The following is a 13,894-nucleotide window of genomic DNA, read 5'->3' on the forward strand; positions in this document are numbered from 1 at the left end:
TGGAAAAGAGTTCATAGGTTTGTTTTTCTGTTTGCTTTTTGGTATAATTTTGTCAGAATTCATTCTAGGTTTGGTGGACCTCCGGGTGATGTTACTGAATGGCTTCAGGAGGTGATACCCCAGTTATCCTAACAGTATCATATTTCACTGTCGAAAAATATTTCGGCGAAAGACTTAAATACTATTGTGTTCACTCAATTTCCATGCACGAACTAAAACCAAGGATTACAATCAAAACACGGGAGAGGGTTTTTGAAAAGGGATTCTTTGAGGAAGAGAGCGAGATAGAATCAAAGCCCAAAGTCAGGTTTATCCAAGAGGTCCCGAGAATCAGGCTCGCCTAGCCGTGATAACCACAATATCCTCAAAGAAATATCTCTCCTTAGCCGTTATTTCTGCAATGAAGCCCTTGGATTCAAGCTTTTTTAGAGTCTCCTCTATGCCGGTTATTGAAGACTGAACTATCTGAACGACTCCATTTTCTTTGAGATAATGGGGAAACCCTTCAAGAAACCTGTCAAGGACTTCTCTCCCGCTCTCTCCTCCAACCAAGGCAAGGTCTATAGGTTCTTCCGGTTCGCCCGGGAGATATGGGGCGTTGAATGTTATTATGTCAAACTTCCCTTCAACGTTCTCAAAAAGATCGCTCTGCCTGAACTCGACATTGGTTATACCGTTTAGCCTTGCGTTTTCTTTTGCAAGCTCAACTGCAAGTGGATTGATATCCACTCCAAGAACGAACTTGGCTTTTTTGGCCATTAAAAGGACTATTATCCCGGTTCCAGTGCCTACATCAAGGGCAACGTCCCCTTCTTTAACCTTCAGACTCTCAGCTAGCAAAAAAGTGTCCTCAGCGGGCTCATAAACCTGAGGATGGAGCTTAATTTTGAGACCACGATAAATCATAAAAACACCGAAAAAGAAAAGAGATCACTTCTTCCACTCTGTGTATCCGCATCTACCGCAGGTCCATCTGTCCTTGTGGTTTGCCATGAAAACACCGGGACCGCATCTTGGGCAGAACCTGTTCTTTCTTGTAACTTTTCCATCCTTGACTTCATAAAGCTTCCATTTTTGGGAGGGCTTCTTGGCCATTTACATCACTCCCCTTCTCCTTCTTGTAGTATCCCATCTCTCCTCAGGATGTACTCGGGCTCTATGTAAAGCATCCTTTCTTTGCTTTCATAAGCCTTAGCATAGCCCTTGCTGACTCTACTTCCGAAGTAGCTTCTTATGTACTGAATAACCGTTGTCTCTGGGTTTAGGTCGAGCATTGCAACGAGCTTTCCTTTAACATCTTTCCTTGAAGGAGTTGGCTCACCTTCGTGGATGACCTCGAAGTATATTTCCTTTCTTCCGAGGAGCTTGTTTTCTTTAGTCTCGATAACCCTAATCTCCATCGTAAACCACCTCCATCTTTCTAAGCAGTTGAGCGCATCTGCGCTTACATTCGGGTGTGACCTTTATAAGTACTATCCCCTCATCCGGCTGCCCGTAAACCACCAACGTCCCCTCAGGGGCATAGAGGACGGCCGGAATGGCGGCTAAATCCTCCTCACCGTTTACCTTTATGTAGACCCTTCTTCCCCTTTTGGCAAGTTCAAAGGACTTTTTGATAGCATTTAATAAAGCTTTCGTTATTGTTCCAGGCGGATTTTTTGTAGTTAGCACAACCGCTCCAAGCTCAATGTCTGGTTCATATTCCCTCCTCTTAGTTTTGTGATCGTAGATAGCGATAGAGGGCTTTATACCAAGCCTGAGGACATTTTCAGTGACCACATCTCCAACTGTAACTAAATAAGGTGCATTCTCAAGTTCTCTCCGGGAGATTAGGTAAGGCTGCGGCATTTCTCCCTTGATTAACCTACCTATAGGGTTTTTAAGCTCCTTCCTGAGGTCTTCTGTGAGTTTAAAGTAAAATTCCCGAGACATTCTACCTGACCCTTATGGCGTATTTCCCTGGAACCTTCACTCCGAGCCTTTGAGCTATTTTGGAATTTTCGGGATCAAGAATTATGACGAGGTCAAACCATTCATCACTCAAATCCCTACTTCCGCAAACGGGGCATCGATCTTCGTTAGTTATGTAGTGACAGTGCCTGCAAGCCTTTTCGGTCATTCTCACTCACCACTTTGGGCTTTTCTCTTCTCTTTTTGTATCCAATCGAACTTTCCTAATCCGGGCTGTCTCATGGTAAGGCCTATCTTGTTCTCTCTGATTATCTTGCTCTTCTCGCTGACGGCTATTATCCTAGCCCTTACAGCATCGCCAAGCTTTAGAATGTAGCCCTTCTCCTTTCCAACGAATTGAGCATTCTTCTCGTCAAAGACAACGTAATCATCCATAAGCTGGGATATGTGGACCAAACCATCCATGGGGCCGATCCTTATGAAAGCACCGTAGGGAACAACGTCGATAACCTCTCCCTCAACAACCTCGTGCATCTCGGGCTTCCACACAAGGACGTCAAAGACGGCCTCATGATATGTGGCACCATCTCCATGGATTATTACTCCCTCGCTAATTTCGTGAACGTCAAGAATCGCCAAAATAACACCCTCATCTTTATCGTAAATCCCCTCATAAGCCTCTCGCAGAACTATCTTAGCGGCTTCTTTTGGATCCATTGTGAACATTTTCGGAGGGATTCTCACAACGTCTTTGACCTGAATGAGCTTGTACATTTTCTTACCTCCAAAATTTTAAAAGAGGAGAATCACTTCTTGAATTTCTCCTTGTAAAGCTCTATTGCCCTAAGTATTTCTTGCTTTGCCTTCTCTGCATTTTCCCAGCCCTCAACAATGATCTCCTTACCTTGAAGCTCTTTGTATCTCTGGAAGAAGTGCGCAATCTCGTCAAGGAAAGCCTTCGGAACGTCGCTTATGTCCTTCCAGTCATTAAAGTAGGGATCTTCCACTGGAACCGCCAATACCTTGTAGTCCTTGTCGCCGCTGTCTATCATCTTGAAGAGGCCTATTGGTCTTGCCTCAATGAGCACTCCCGGATATGTTGGCTCCCTCATTATGACCATGATGTCAAACGGGTCGTCGTCATCGTACCATGTTTGTGGGATGATTCCATAGTCGACCGGGTAGTGGAACGGGCTGTAAAGAACTCTATCGAGCTTTATAAGGCCGGTCTTTTTGTCAAGCTCATACTTGTTTCTGCTCCCCTTTGGAATCTCTATTAGGGCGTAAACAACTTCCGGTACTTCCGGTCCGGGCTCCAAATCGTGGAATGGATTCATCTCAATCACCTCTTTGGTTTTCAGAAGATTTAGTTATAAACCTAACCCAAAAGTTGGCTTCTGCTTTTAGCTTTTAAGGTTGGTTTTTAAAGTTGTCGCTTAGGTTGGGTAGGAGAGTTATATGATGGTTTCTGGTTCTGGTATTTTGACAGTCTTGTTGATGTGATGTTTGTCATAGAGCTAATGTCACATCGATACCACGATAGTGGTAATCAACATTTTGAAGAAAAACTTTTTATTGTAGTTGCTTAATTATAATCATTGGTGGTAACCAATGTGGAGGAAAGCACTTGCTTTGGGTTTGGTATTGATGGCTTTGGGTGTTGTGGTTGGAGGGGCTGTTGAAGAGAGCAAAGCTGGAGCAGTCTATGGGCTTTACAGATGGCACAAAACAGGAGATCCCAAGCAGTTTATCTCAGGTGTTACTGGAGGCATTTTAGGAAACGTAGCGTTTGTGGGTGGAAGTGTACAAGCAGGAAGCGTTAAGGTTGCAATGAGAGGAATATATCATGTAGCACTTAAAGTGGGAGCAAGAGGACTTGCACGTCTTTGCCCATATGTTGGAGCAGCTTTGGTGCTATAAGGACATACGGTGGGAATAATGAACTTTTATATTACTTTAGGGAGGCACAAAATAACTCCGAAGGAATTTGCATTAAGCATTATTTCAGGGATTGTTATCAGTTTAACAATTTTGTTTTGGCAAATTGTTGGAGTAATTGAAAAACCCCTGATTACCTCCATAAAAGGATTTTCAGAATCCTCTCTGGGATTTGCATTACTGCTAATAGCCCTTGTTAGTGCTATAGAAACCATTAAGCAACATAACAACTCAGAATCTTAGAAGTCCAGTTTGATGGTGAAACAAATGGGGGATAAACCAAAGTCCACAGGGTTATTATGTTTTTCATTTTTAATTTTTGTTTTAGGATTTTTATTGGGCCTAGTTCTTTCAGAAGGATATAAACTAAATGGGAATATCAATTCACATCCATTTTTAAGGGAATTTGACAATATATCATTTGGTTTTATTTTCATGACCAATCTCTGGACTATTCTGCTACTGTCTTTTGGAGGAACTCTTACTTTAGGAGGGATGAGTTTTTGAATTTGGTCATTAATGGCATGAATTTGGGAACTATCTTTTATGAAGCTTGGATTCTAAACGATGTTACAACTTTCTTCCTTCTAATCCTCCCCCACGGCATCTTTGAAATTCCAGCGTTGATCATTGCCGGAGCTGCAGGTTTTAAAATACCTTACGAGCTGTTGAGGTTTGCCTTAGGCAAAAAAGAGGAAATAATAACTGAAGAAGACGCCAAAGAATTCTTCAAGCTAGTTGGAGTTTCAATAGCATTGATATTTATTGCGGCAGTAATTGAGGCAGAAATAACGTTAAAATTAGCTGTACACATGGCTTGATAGCACTCACTACTTTAAGGTTGGACCATTTGCGGTACAAATCTTTATAAATCACTAGTACTATATCTAGTACATGATATCAAAGGAGACCTGGGGCAAAATTATAAGGGATTATTTGGAATGGGATGTCGAGCTTATTGAAAGGGACATAAACTACACCCTGCCTAAAATTCAGAGAGCATTAGTCATTATTGGGCCCAGGAGAGCCGGTAAAACTTACTTCATGTTTCAGATAATCAAAGAACTTTTAAAACAGGGGGTCAGAAAAGACGAGACGCTCTATATCAATTTAGAAGATCCAAGGACAATAGGTACCACACTTGAAGATCTACTGAATCTTTTGGACGTTTACTACTCCCTATTTCCTGAAAACGCAAAGAAGCGCAACTATTTTTTCTTGGATGAAGTTCAAACAATAGACAACTGGGAAAAGTTTGTGAGATTCCTACTTGATAAAAATCAGCAGGTAGTAGTTTCGGGTTCTTCCTCCAGACTTTTATCTAAGGAAATTGCAACCGAACTGAGGGGGAGAAGTATATCTCTAAAAATTTATCCCTTTTCATTCAAAGAAGTATTGAAATCACGGAATATAAGACCTGCTCCCTTTTACTCCACGTATGAAGAGGCAAAAATCAAAAAGCTGCTCAGGGAGTATCTCCTTTGGGGAAGCTATCCTGAGGTCGTGTTAGATTTTTCCCTCAGAAGGGAAATCCTCCGAGAGATAATCGACTTAACGATTTACAAAGATATCGTTGAAAGATGGGGAATTGTTAACATAAGGGCATTGAAGCTCCTCTTCAGGATGCTTGCATTTTCCACCCATCTTTCAATTTCCAAAGCATATAAAAACTTGAAGGGCATTGGCATTAACGTAGGAAAGACAACGGTTGCAAACTATCTGGAATATCTAGAAGATTCGCTTGTGTTCTATCCTCTCAGACCTCTGATAAAGTCATACAAACTCCAGGAGCTGTATGGATTTAAGCCCTATTTAGTGGACAATGGACTTTTAACGATCCTGGGTGTTGAAGATAAGGGAAGATTGCTGGAAAACTTAGTCTTTACCGAACTTTTAAAATCAGGCTTGGAGCCGAATAGAAACATATTCTACTATAGAACAAAGAATGGAAAGGAAGCAGATTTTGTTGTACGAGAGAACGGGACAGTCAAACAAATAATTCAGGTTACTCACGAGCTTAATGACAGTAACTATGAAAGAGAAATCTCAGCTTTAATCGAAGCTTCAAAAGAGCTCAAATGTGGAAATCTGCTCCTCATAACATGGGATCAAGAGGAGCTAATTAGAGAAAAGGGTAAGGAAATCAGGGTTGTGCCCCTGTGGAAGTGGCTCTTATCACTCTAGACATTTTTTCTTTTTTATTGTGGAGAGACTAAAGGGTTATTCCTTTCCCAAAAGCTCCCTTACGGTTTTTTCAACGGCCTCTCTGCTGTTCATCTTTGGCTTCCAGCCCTTGGCTTTGGCCTTCTCAATGCTTAAGAGCATTACCTTAACATCACCCTTCCATCCTCTCCCACCATCGACGCCACCAGTAAAGTAGAACTCTGGGTTTAATCCCATTTCTCTGCTCACGATCTCCGCTATTTCCTTCACCGTTATCCAGTCCTCACTTCCAACGTTGTAGACGTCATAAGTTTTATCTTCCTTGAGGAACTCGTTGAAGAGGTGCAGCATTGCCTCAACGGTGTCGCTCACGTGGAGGTAGCTCTTCCTCTGCGTCCCATCCCCAAGGATTTCCAGCCTGTTCGGGTTCTTCTTGAGCTTGTTTATGAAATCATAGATGACCCCATGGTTTGAGCGCTTTCCAATTATGTTAGCCAGCCTAAACACTATGGCCTTCATGTCAAAAGTGTGAGCATAACCAGAAATCAGGGCTTCAGCTGCTAATTTAGCCCCACCGTAAACGCTTATTGGCTCCATTGGACCATAATCCTCCGGCGTCGGAATCTTTTTGGCCTCACCGTAAACCGTTGACGATGAGGTAAAAGCGAGAACCTTCACTCCCTCTTTTCTCATTGCCTCAAGGAGGTTGTATGTGATTAAGACATTTGTCTCATAGAGGAGCTCTGGACTTTGAGCTCCTATTCTCACCTCAGGATTTGCAGCAAGGTGGAATACTACTTCAACGCCTTTAACTGCTTCTCTTATGGCCTCTACATCTCTCATGTCCCCCTTGATGAACTCAAACCTTTCATGACCAAGCCATTGCTCGATGTTTTTCAAATCCCCAGCGCTTAAGTCGTCGAGGACTCTAACCTCATGCTCCTCTTCCATAAGCTTATCAACCAGATGAGAGCCTATGAACCCGGCACCACCAGTTACGAGGACTTTCATTCTATCACCACACTAATTCCTACTGGAAAGTTCTTAAGCTTTAGGAAAAGTTTTTAGTATTTTGCTGTGTAATAGTGTGCAAGAGAGCATCATAACCCGAAAGTCTACGGGGGAGAGAAAATATGAAGGTTCTAATCATGGCCGGCGGTTATGCGACAAGGTTGTGGCCAATAACAAAGGGAAAGCCCAAGCCTCTCTTGCCTGTTGGGAATAAGTATATCATCGACTACATCCTCGAGAAGACCAAAGAGCTTGGTCTGGAAGTTTATGTGTCAACAAACAAGTTCTTTGAGAGGCACTTCAAGAAGTGGGCGGAAGAGAACAGCGTAGAGCTCATAGTCGAGGAAACACTTAGTGAAGAGGAAAAGCTAGGGACCATTGGGGCAATCAAATACGCCATCTCAAAGCTCGGCCTCGACGATTATTTAATAGTTGCGGGTGATAACCTGTTCTCATTCTCGCTGGCGGAGTTTTTGAAGCGCTACAACGGGAAACCGCTCATAGCCGTTTACGACGTTGGCGACTTTGAGTTTGCAAAAAGGTACGGAGTTGTGGTTCTTGAGGGAGACAGGGTGGTTGATTTCCAAGAGAAGCCTCTGCAACCAAAGTCGACCATGATAAGCACTGGCGTCTATGCCCTCCCGAAGGAGATCATTGGAATGGTTGACGAGTACCTTAAAGATGGTAACAGAGATTCTCCAGGTTATTTCATAGAGTGGCTACTTAGGAAAGGGGTTGAGGTCTATGCTTACAAGTTCGATGACTACTGGTATGACATAGGCTCCGCAGACAGCTATCTTGAGGCAATGAAAACGCTTTTGAAGGAGAGCCAGATCGAGGAAATTCAGATAAGCCCTTATTCAAAGATCATTCCTCCGGTGGTTATAAAGAGGGGTGCAAAGATTTTGGGCAGGTCGATAGTTGGGCCCTATGCTTACATAGGCGAGAACTGCATCATAGAGAACTCGGATGTGAGTGATTCAATAATCTTTGATGACACGATTATAAGGAGCTCCACGATATGGCGTTCCATAATCGATGAGAAGTGCGAAATAAGAAATTTGGAGCTTAAGAAAAGTTTGGTTGGTGGGCACGCGAAGATACAGAGGGGGGATTAGGTTTTTAATCTCTCTTTTCTATTGAGAAGTTGTCATGACCGAGAGTTTAAAATTGAAGTTGCTTAAAAATGCAGGTTGGCTCTTTAGCGCCGAAGTTATTTCGAAGTTATTAGCCTATGGTGTAATAGTTATTTTAAGCAGAACCCTAGGTCCGGAGGGTCTTGGGCAGTACTCGTTCATATTTTACTATGTGGGACTTTTGGGGATTTTTTCGGACCTAGGAGTTGGCTACTATTTTATGCGCGAGGTTGCGAGGGATAGGAGTAAGGCTGATGAACTTCTTCCAGATGTATTGGGGCTTAAGATTGTGCTTGCGTTGGTTAATTTTGTTGTTATAGTTGTCTTAACTTTATTCCTACCAAAACCAATGTGGATTAAAGCCCTCATACTAGTGGTCGGGGCTGAAGCCATGCTTACTTGGGTTTCATTGGCGCTTGTCCAGCTTATGTATGCCCATGAAGTGACTAAATATGAGGCTATTGCAAGGACTGTTGAGAGGTTTTGGGCATTTTTTGTTGGAGGGACCGTTCTTTACTTCTTCAGATCTCTCTCACCTTTTATACTTGCACTTCTCATTGGCTATACAGTTAGAGAGTTCCTAAGAATAAAATGGGGAGCCAGATACGTCAAAAAAATCAGCGTTCGATTTAATCCGCAGATATGGCTTTTTCTTCTGAAAAAGTCCTACCCTTTCTGGTTAATTGGACTTTTCACAATGATATATTATCGCACGGATATGGTGATGCTAAGTATACTTCGGGGGGATTATGAAACTGGAATTTACAGGGCAGCGTATACTTTAATTGAGGTTCCTATGTTTGTTCCAAGTATTGTCGTTTCAACAACGATGCCTTCAATGGCGAGGCTGTGGGAGCAAGACAAGAAAACGCTGAATATTCTCCTTAAGAAGAGCCTTCAAATGTTAACTGGACTGGGAGTTTTAGGTTTAGTTGGATATTTTATTCTCGCCCATTGGGGAATCATCATAGTGTTCGGCAAAGAGTTCCTTGCGAGTGTCTCTGTGCTTAGGATTTTGGCCTTTGCAGTACCATTTATGTTTTTAAATTCTCTTCTTGGGAGTTTTTTAAATGCAACTGGGGGGGAACTGACGTTTACTAAGATAACTGGGTTTACTGCTTTGCTAAATGTTGTACTAAACTATTTCCTGATACTAACTTATGGGGTGAAGGGAGCTGCAGTGGCAACAGTAGTGAGTCAAGTTTTTGCAGTGTTTTTAGCAACAACGAAGATAAGGGAGGAATTTAGGTAGTCCCCTGTCAGACGTGCTTTCTTAGCTTTGAACTCAAGATATTTCTTGTATGAGACTTTTTTTAGGATCGAGCTGTACACCCTGTCTGGAGAGAGGAGAGAGACAATGATATATCTAAGAAGTTTTTTAGAAAAGGATAAATCATTCTTTCTATCTCCAATTCTCGCTCCTAAGTTCAATTTCTCTAACATTTGTATGAGAGTGGGATTCTGAGTATATAAACCAAAGATATTTAAAACAGAAAATCCTGCCAATTCCAATTCTCTTATAAACTCTTGAGGGAACACTTCGTTTATATGATCTGCTGTATATGCATCAATGTCATAAATGCGCTTATTTGGAGTTGAGATAAATAACAATCCTTCTGACTTCAAAAGGAACTTTATATGTTTGAGAAGCTTCTTTGCACTTTGAGAAGGTATGTGTTCATAAACCTCAAAACATGTTATAATATCAAAAAGCCCATGTTCTAAGTAAATGCTTTTTACAGTATCCTCATCTATAATATCCCCAACGACACATGTAGCATTATTCAAGTTCGATAGCATGGTATTTGAGACAGATACACTGTACTCATCTATGTCTATTCCAATAAATTTACATTCAGGACATAGCTTTTTCATGATATAGATACCATACCCCTTCGAACATCCAATATCGAGCACCTTTAGAGGCTTTTGGTTCTTTTTATTCTTTTCAGTGGATATAAGGATAGCGGACAGATAAAAGTGGACACTAGGTATTATGTGCTCGATATTTGAAATTCCCAAATTGTGGAGTTCGTCAATTATCTTTTCTATCATCATATCTACACTTTTCATGAGAAGTTACCCCCCATTCCTTATAAAGCTCTACTAGTTTCTTGAATTCTCTACTCCAGTTGTATTTATTACTAATTAGATACGCTCTCCGTCCAAATTTAACTATTAATTTTGGATTCTCAATAAGGACTGTTAAAGCTCTTTTGATCTCCCCAACATTGCAGTCAACAACTAAACCGATACGATACTCCTCAACAAAATTTCCACTTGCCGTTTCTCTTCCCGCCAAGGATGCTCTCCCAGCAGATATCGCCTCGAACAGCTTGTTAGGCATCCCAATTTTATATAAGGGGTTAGAATCTTTAAACACAAAATATACCACGCTTGAATTGACGGTCATAGGGATGACATCTGATTTTGAAACATAACCCACATATTTAACACCACATTCGGCAGAGGATTCAAATAGTCTTAAGTATTTTTTATGTTTAGGGCCAGCAACAAGTAACAGCACGGGCAGATTAATTTCGCAGATAGTATCAACGAGCTCTTTTATGCATCTATCTTCATCAAATCCGCCAATATACACGACCGTAAGAGGGTTTGTGTTCGGCTTTTTCCAAGAAGGTACTTTTGACTTCGCATTCTGGATTATTTTAACTTTCCCAAAGTATCGCAGGAAATAATTCTTGTACCCTCTTCCGACTGTTACAAGTGCATCTATATGCTTTAACATTGCTCTTTCTCTCCATATTACTTCCCAAACCCACTCAGGAAGCCTATTAGTGAATATCATATAATTCCAGACTTCGTGTGAATCATATACTAAAAAGATATTCCTAATTCTCTGTTTTAACATGACCCCCACTGGTAAATCTGGCCAGTCGTGGACATGCACTATCTTAAATTTCCAGTGTTTGTACAGTTCTAACGCTTTCTTATACGCTAGAACTTGCCAAACTGGGACTTTTAGTATCTCAAAATGGAGTAACTTACCAATAATCTTTGGAATTTGTACTCTAAGAACTTCAACACTATTAATAACCTCGTGTAAGGGATATTCTCCTTTTCGATCCCATGCTATAACTTTGACTTCATATCCGTGCTTGATTAAACTCTCTGCCTCAGCAGTAACTCGAGGATCATTAGAATAATGATTATTAAGAATCATTAAAATTCTCAATATAAACCACCTCCACCACTACTTTCTTTTCCATCTTTTTCTGAGTTATCAATCCACCTCTTCAACCACAGTTCCAGGATCACGGCTTTCCAAAGTTCAAGTGAATGGTTTTTCTTACCAGATACGTGCTCATAAAACATTTTCTTAACCTTGTCGGCATCCCAATACCGCCTAGACTTAAAGGATTCAGAGTTTATTATCCCCTCCACGAATTTACGTCCGCTCTCTGTTCTTAGAAGGTCTGTATCAGGCGTTGCAAACCCGATCTTGGAGAGCCGGTTTCGTATCTTGTCTGGCAAAACGTCTTCGAGAGCTTCCCGCAGTATTCTCTTTGTAATTCCCATGGAGAGTTTGGCCTCGGGAGGCAACGAAAGGGTATACTCCACTAGCTCATGGTCACAGAAGGGCACCCTGCTTTCTATGCTCCATCTCATTGAGTTCTTATCCTCAAAGCGGAGGAGGTGGAGAAGAGAATAGTAAGTTTCAGCTAGGAGTAGAGCCTCGTTTAAACTTCTAATTTTCCAAGTTGCCTCTTTCGTTGTTCTGTCCTTGAATCTGTCGATGAATTCGGGGTTTAAATGGGAGTATTTCTTTCTCCACATTTTCTTGGTTATCCACGTAGGAAGAAGGTACAAAATCATGTTCTTCACGGGAGCAATGCTTCCATGGAGCCTTTTATAAGCCAAGATCTCCTTAATCAAACGTATCCATTTCATACGGCGAAAGAGCTCCGCAAAATAGTATCCAAAGAAATAGTGATAGCCTGCCAGTATCTCGTCACTCCCCTGACCGTCGAGCAGAACTTTCATTCCCCTCTCACGCGCGAGTTTCATTACCATATACTGGCCGTATATACTCAATGTCGAAAATGGCTCTTCCTGAGTGTTAATCAAGTCTTCAATATCTCGTATTACATCTTCAGAAGAAAAAGTCGTCGTGTTCCATTCAACTTTGCACTTCTCAACCACTGCCTTTTGGTATTCGCTCTCATCTATGTCTTTTCCGGGGAATATTAGGGAAAACGTTCTTATTTCAGCCCTTGGATTAACTGCGCGCATTGTACAGACTATGCTTGAGCTGTCCAACCCCCCGCTGAGACATGAACCAACGGGAACATCAGCTATAAGTCTTCTTTTAACCGCAGAGAAGAATAGCTCTCTGAACTTTTCGCTATCAGGTTTCTCAGATCCTTTCTTGAGTACCTCTCTTAAATCATAATACTTCGAAACTTTCAATTTCCGGGTTTTTAAATCAAAGATAACGCTGTGCCCTGGCATCACTCTCTTAATTCCTTCAAAAAATGTCTCCTCTGTATGATCCAAAAGGTTGTAGTAGAGAAAATCAAAGATAATGGCATCATTCGGTTTTTTCTGTATGTTGTGTTTTAGCATTGCCTTGATTTCTGAACTGAAGGTGAGGTTTTTGCCATCATAATAATAGTACAAGGGTTTTATGCCAAACCTGTCCCTGCTCAGGAAGAGGATGTTCTTGTGCTTATCATAAATCGCAAAAGCCCACATACCTTTGAATTTTTTAATACAATCAAAACCCCATTCCAGATAAGAAGCAAGAATAACCTCAGTATCAGTGTTAGTTGAAAAGCCATAACCCCTCTTCTCCAACTCTTCTCGGAGTTCTTTAAAATTGTAGATTTCGCCATTATACACGATAACCACAGGAGAGTTCTCCATATTTTCAGGATTGTGTCTTTCAGAAGAAGCTCCAAGTTCCTTAGAGTAAAACATTGGTTGGTGCCCTCTTGGAGATAAGTCTATAATAGCCAGCCTCACGTGACCAAGGCTAACGTTCTCATCAACGTAAACACCCTCTCCATCAGGACCACGATGACGAATACTCTCATTCATCCGCTTGACAAGCCCCAGATCACCCCACGAAAACCCATTAATCCCACACATTGCTTAATCCCTCCCAAGACAACCCCAATGATGAGATAAATAAGTAATTAACTCTGAATTCGCTCTTCAACGAAGCTTCCCAACATCTTTCCCTTCGAAGTCGAGTAGGAGTTTGTAAGTATCAACAACTTCATTTCTAAGGATTTAAGTTGACTATCCATTCATAGACCCTACACAATTTTTTTACCTCTCTATCCCACTTCCATTTATTTGTGATTGTCCCCTTAAAAGAGCTGAGGGACTTTTTTATTTTTGGCATATTCTCAAGTGCATTTACTATCTCCTCTGCACGTAGTTCTCTCAAAGGTATACCACACTTGTACTCTTTAACAAAATCTTCCATAAGTGTCCCACTGTTAACAATAATAGGAACACCAAGAGAGCAGGCCTCAAAAACCTTAACTGCAATAGCACGCTTCACGTTTTCCCTTGGGGGATACCAAGCAAACACAACATCACACAATCTATAATAGTTGGCAATTAACTTGTAGTCGATGCTTCCGACAAATTCAACATCAAGCTCTGGATAGCGGGTTCTTACAATCTTCTGTAATTCACCCACGCTCTTCCCACCTCCCACAAAAAGGATCTTGTATCTAGTTGGTTCTCTCGAAAGCGCATCA

General features: G+C 41.5%; 20 protein-coding genes and 1 pseudogene. 9 read left to right on the forward strand and 12 right to left on the reverse strand.

Going from position 1 to position 13,894, the window contains the following annotated elements:
• Both NF859_RS01620 and NF859_RS01625 read left to right on the forward strand, forming a co-directional pair.
• Positions 1-132: pseudogene (locus NF859_RS01620) on the forward strand (IS6 family transposase); the annotation flags it as partial.
• Positions 133-203: 71 nt separating this feature from the next.
• A complete protein-coding gene (locus NF859_RS01625; RefSeq protein ID WP_252742716.1) occupies positions 204-344 on the forward strand; it encodes a hypothetical protein in 141 nt (46 codons plus the stop codon).
• On the opposite strand, the gene NF859_RS01630 is transcribed toward NF859_RS01625, so the two are convergent.
• Genes NF859_RS01630 through NF859_RS01660 form a run of 7 tightly spaced genes read right to left on the reverse strand, consistent with a single transcriptional unit; the run spans position 331 to position 3,248 of the window.
• Positions 331-906 carry a HemK2/MTQ2 family protein methyltransferase gene (locus NF859_RS01630; RefSeq protein ID WP_252742717.1) on the reverse strand — a complete coding sequence of 192 codons (576 nt, stop codon included), beginning with the start codon at positions 904-906 and terminating at the stop codon, positions 331-333. The two genes, NF859_RS01625 and NF859_RS01630, sit on opposite strands and share 14 nt — an antisense overlap.
• A gap of 24 nt (positions 907-930) precedes the next feature.
• Complete coding sequence (locus NF859_RS01635) at positions 931-1,095, reverse strand: 30S ribosomal protein S27ae (RefSeq protein ID WP_004067343.1); 165 nt, start codon at positions 1,093-1,095, stop codon at positions 931-933.
• Positions 1,096-1,100: 5 nt separating this feature from the next.
• The gene (locus NF859_RS01640; protein WP_252742718.1) at positions 1,101-1,400 is read right to left on the reverse strand and encodes a 30S ribosomal protein S24e; all 300 of its coding nucleotides are present in this window, start codon (positions 1,398-1,400) and stop codon (positions 1,101-1,103) included.
• Complete coding sequence (locus tag NF859_RS01645) at positions 1,390-1,932, reverse strand: GTP-dependent dephospho-CoA kinase (RefSeq protein WP_004067341.1); 543 nt, start codon at positions 1,930-1,932, stop codon at positions 1,390-1,392. Before NF859_RS01645 ends, NF859_RS01640 begins: the two co-directional genes overlap by 11 nt.
• Before the next feature lies 1 nt (position 1,933).
• Positions 1,934-2,119, reverse strand: a complete 186-nt coding sequence (gene spt4 / locus NF859_RS01650; protein WP_004067340.1) for a transcription elongation factor subunit Spt4 — start codon at positions 2,117-2,119, stop codon at positions 1,934-1,936.
• Between the two features lie 2 nt (positions 2,120-2,121).
• Complete coding sequence (locus NF859_RS01655; RefSeq protein WP_004067339.1) at positions 2,122-2,685, reverse strand: DNA-directed RNA polymerase; 564 nt, start codon at positions 2,683-2,685, stop codon at positions 2,122-2,124.
• Positions 2,686-2,717: 32 nt separating this feature from the next.
• Positions 2,718-3,248, reverse strand: a complete 531-nt coding sequence (locus NF859_RS01660) for an inorganic diphosphatase (RefSeq protein ID WP_004067338.1) — start codon at positions 3,246-3,248, stop codon at positions 2,718-2,720.
• Between the two features lie 274 nt (positions 3,249-3,522).
• On the opposite strand from NF859_RS01660, the gene NF859_RS01665 reads away from it, so the two are divergent.
• The 5 genes from NF859_RS01665 to NF859_RS01685 all read left to right on the forward strand — a co-directional run bounded on the left by NF859_RS01665 (position 3,523) and on the right by NF859_RS01685 (position 6,033).
• Positions 3,523-3,831, forward strand: a complete 309-nt coding sequence (locus tag NF859_RS01665; RefSeq protein ID WP_252742719.1) for a hypothetical protein — start codon at positions 3,523-3,525, stop codon at positions 3,829-3,831.
• An 18-nt stretch (positions 3,832-3,849) separates the two neighbouring features.
• Complete coding sequence (locus tag NF859_RS01670; RefSeq protein ID WP_252742720.1) at positions 3,850-4,092, forward strand: hypothetical protein; 243 nt, start codon at positions 3,850-3,852, stop codon at positions 4,090-4,092.
• Between the two features lie 24 nt (positions 4,093-4,116).
• On the forward strand, positions 4,117-4,356 hold the full coding sequence (locus NF859_RS01675) for a hypothetical protein (RefSeq protein ID WP_252742721.1): 240 nt from the start codon (positions 4,117-4,119) through the stop codon (positions 4,354-4,356).
• Positions 4,353-4,670, forward strand: coding sequence for a stage II sporulation protein M (locus NF859_RS01680; RefSeq protein WP_252742722.1), 318 nt, complete (start codon positions 4,353-4,355; stop codon positions 4,668-4,670). The genes NF859_RS01675 and NF859_RS01680 overlap by 4 nt, the downstream gene beginning before the upstream one ends.
• A 73-nt stretch (positions 4,671-4,743) precedes the next feature.
• A complete protein-coding gene (locus NF859_RS01685; protein WP_252742723.1) occupies positions 4,744-6,033 on the forward strand; it encodes an ATP-binding protein in 1,290 nt (429 codons plus the stop codon).
• Between the two features lie 36 nt (positions 6,034-6,069).
• Here the strand turns inward: NF859_RS01685 and NF859_RS01690 are convergent, their stop codons facing one another.
• Positions 6,070-7,023, reverse strand: coding sequence for an NAD-dependent epimerase/dehydratase family protein (locus NF859_RS01690; RefSeq protein WP_252742724.1), 954 nt, complete (start codon positions 7,021-7,023; stop codon positions 6,070-6,072).
• Positions 7,024-7,145: 122 nt separating this feature from the next.
• Between NF859_RS01690 and NF859_RS01695 the strand changes: the two genes are divergently transcribed.
• Together NF859_RS01695 and NF859_RS01700 are read left to right on the forward strand one after the other, a co-directional pair.
• Positions 7,146-8,141, forward strand: a complete 996-nt coding sequence (locus tag NF859_RS01695) for a nucleotidyltransferase family protein (protein WP_252742725.1) — start codon at positions 7,146-7,148, stop codon at positions 8,139-8,141.
• Between the two features lie 34 nt (positions 8,142-8,175).
• Positions 8,176-9,411 (forward strand): flippase, encoded by a 1,236-nt coding sequence (locus NF859_RS01700; RefSeq protein ID WP_252742726.1) that lies wholly within the window; start codon positions 8,176-8,178, stop codon positions 9,409-9,411.
• Here the strand turns inward: NF859_RS01700 and NF859_RS01705 are convergent.
• The 4 genes from NF859_RS01705 to NF859_RS01720 all read right to left on the reverse strand — a co-directional run.
• A complete protein-coding gene (locus tag NF859_RS01705; protein ID WP_252742727.1) occupies positions 9,357-10,232 on the reverse strand; it encodes a class I SAM-dependent methyltransferase in 876 nt (291 codons plus the stop codon). The two genes, NF859_RS01700 and NF859_RS01705, sit on opposite strands and share 55 nt — an antisense overlap.
• Positions 10,195-11,355, reverse strand: a complete 1,161-nt coding sequence (locus tag NF859_RS01710) for a glycosyltransferase (protein ID WP_252742728.1) — start codon at positions 11,353-11,355, stop codon at positions 10,195-10,197. Before NF859_RS01710 ends, NF859_RS01705 begins: the two co-directional genes overlap by 38 nt.
• The gene (gene asnB / locus NF859_RS01715) at positions 11,352-13,271 is read right to left on the reverse strand and encodes an asparagine synthase (glutamine-hydrolyzing) (RefSeq protein ID WP_289846375.1); all 1,920 of its coding nucleotides are present in this window, start codon (positions 13,269-13,271) and stop codon (positions 11,352-11,354) included. The genes NF859_RS01710 and asnB overlap by 4 nt, the downstream gene beginning before the upstream one ends.
• A gap of 136 nt (positions 13,272-13,407) precedes the next feature.
• A partial coding sequence (locus tag NF859_RS01720; protein ID WP_252742730.1) for a glycosyltransferase occupies positions 13,408-13,894 on the reverse strand: 487 nt, incomplete at its 5' end.

This window comes from Thermococcus alcaliphilus, assembly GCF_024054535.1.
GTDB classification, from domain to species: domain Archaea; phylum Methanobacteriota_B; class Thermococci; order Thermococcales; family Thermococcaceae; genus Thermococcus_A; species Thermococcus_A alcaliphilus.

What these genes read in the sequence shown, in the direction of transcription:
- NF859_RS01655 (WP_004067339.1), bottom strand. Translation starts at nt 2,685, where the DNA reads ATGTACAAGCTCATTCAGGTCAAAGACGTTGTGAGAATCCCTCCGAAA.
- NF859_RS01705 (WP_252742727.1), bottom strand. Translation starts at nt 10,232, where the DNA reads ATGAAAAGTGTAGATATGATGATAGAAAAGATAATTGACGAACTCCAC.
- NF859_RS01675 (WP_252742721.1), top strand. Translation starts at nt 4,117, where the DNA reads ATGGGGGATAAACCAAAGTCCACAGGGTTATTATGTTTTTCATTTTTA.
- NF859_RS01665 (WP_252742719.1), top strand. Translation starts at nt 3,523, where the DNA reads ATGTGGAGGAAAGCACTTGCTTTGGGTTTGGTATTGATGGCTTTGGGT.
- NF859_RS01640 (WP_252742718.1), bottom strand. Translation starts at nt 1,400, where the DNA reads ATGGAGATTAGGGTTATCGAGACTAAAGAAAACAAGCTCCTCGGAAGA.
- NF859_RS01625 (WP_252742716.1), top strand. Translation starts at nt 204, where the DNA reads ATGCACGAACTAAAACCAAGGATTACAATCAAAACACGGGAGAGGGTT.
- NF859_RS01645 (WP_004067341.1), bottom strand. Translation starts at nt 1,932, where the DNA reads ATGTCTCGGGAATTTTACTTTAAACTCACAGAAGACCTCAGGAAGGAG.
- NF859_RS01630 (WP_252742717.1), bottom strand. Translation starts at nt 906, where the DNA reads ATGATTTATCGTGGTCTCAAAATTAAGCTCCATCCTCAGGTTTATGAG.
- NF859_RS01690 (WP_252742724.1), bottom strand. Translation starts at nt 7,023, where the DNA reads ATGAAAGTCCTCGTAACTGGTGGTGCCGGGTTCATAGGCTCTCATCTG.
- spt4 (WP_004067340.1), bottom strand. Translation starts at nt 2,119, where the DNA reads ATGACCGAAAAGGCTTGCAGGCACTGTCACTACATAACTAACGAAGAT.
- NF859_RS01670 (WP_252742720.1), top strand. Translation starts at nt 3,850, where the DNA reads ATGAACTTTTATATTACTTTAGGGAGGCACAAAATAACTCCGAAGGAA.
- NF859_RS01660 (WP_004067338.1), bottom strand. Translation starts at nt 3,248, where the DNA reads ATGAATCCATTCCACGATTTGGAGCCCGGACCGGAAGTACCGGAAGTT.
- NF859_RS01635 (WP_004067343.1), bottom strand. Translation starts at nt 1,095, where the DNA reads ATGGCCAAGAAGCCCTCCCAAAAATGGAAGCTTTATGAAGTCAAGGAT.
- asnB (WP_289846375.1), bottom strand. Translation starts at nt 13,271, where the DNA reads ATGTGTGGGATTAATGGGTTTTCGTGGGGTGATCTGGGGCTTGTCAAG.
- NF859_RS01685 (WP_252742723.1), top strand. Translation starts at nt 4,744, where the DNA reads ATGATATCAAAGGAGACCTGGGGCAAAATTATAAGGGATTATTTGGAA.
- NF859_RS01700 (WP_252742726.1), top strand. Translation starts at nt 8,176, where the DNA reads ATGACCGAGAGTTTAAAATTGAAGTTGCTTAAAAATGCAGGTTGGCTC.
- NF859_RS01695 (WP_252742725.1), top strand. Translation starts at nt 7,146, where the DNA reads ATGAAGGTTCTAATCATGGCCGGCGGTTATGCGACAAGGTTGTGGCCA.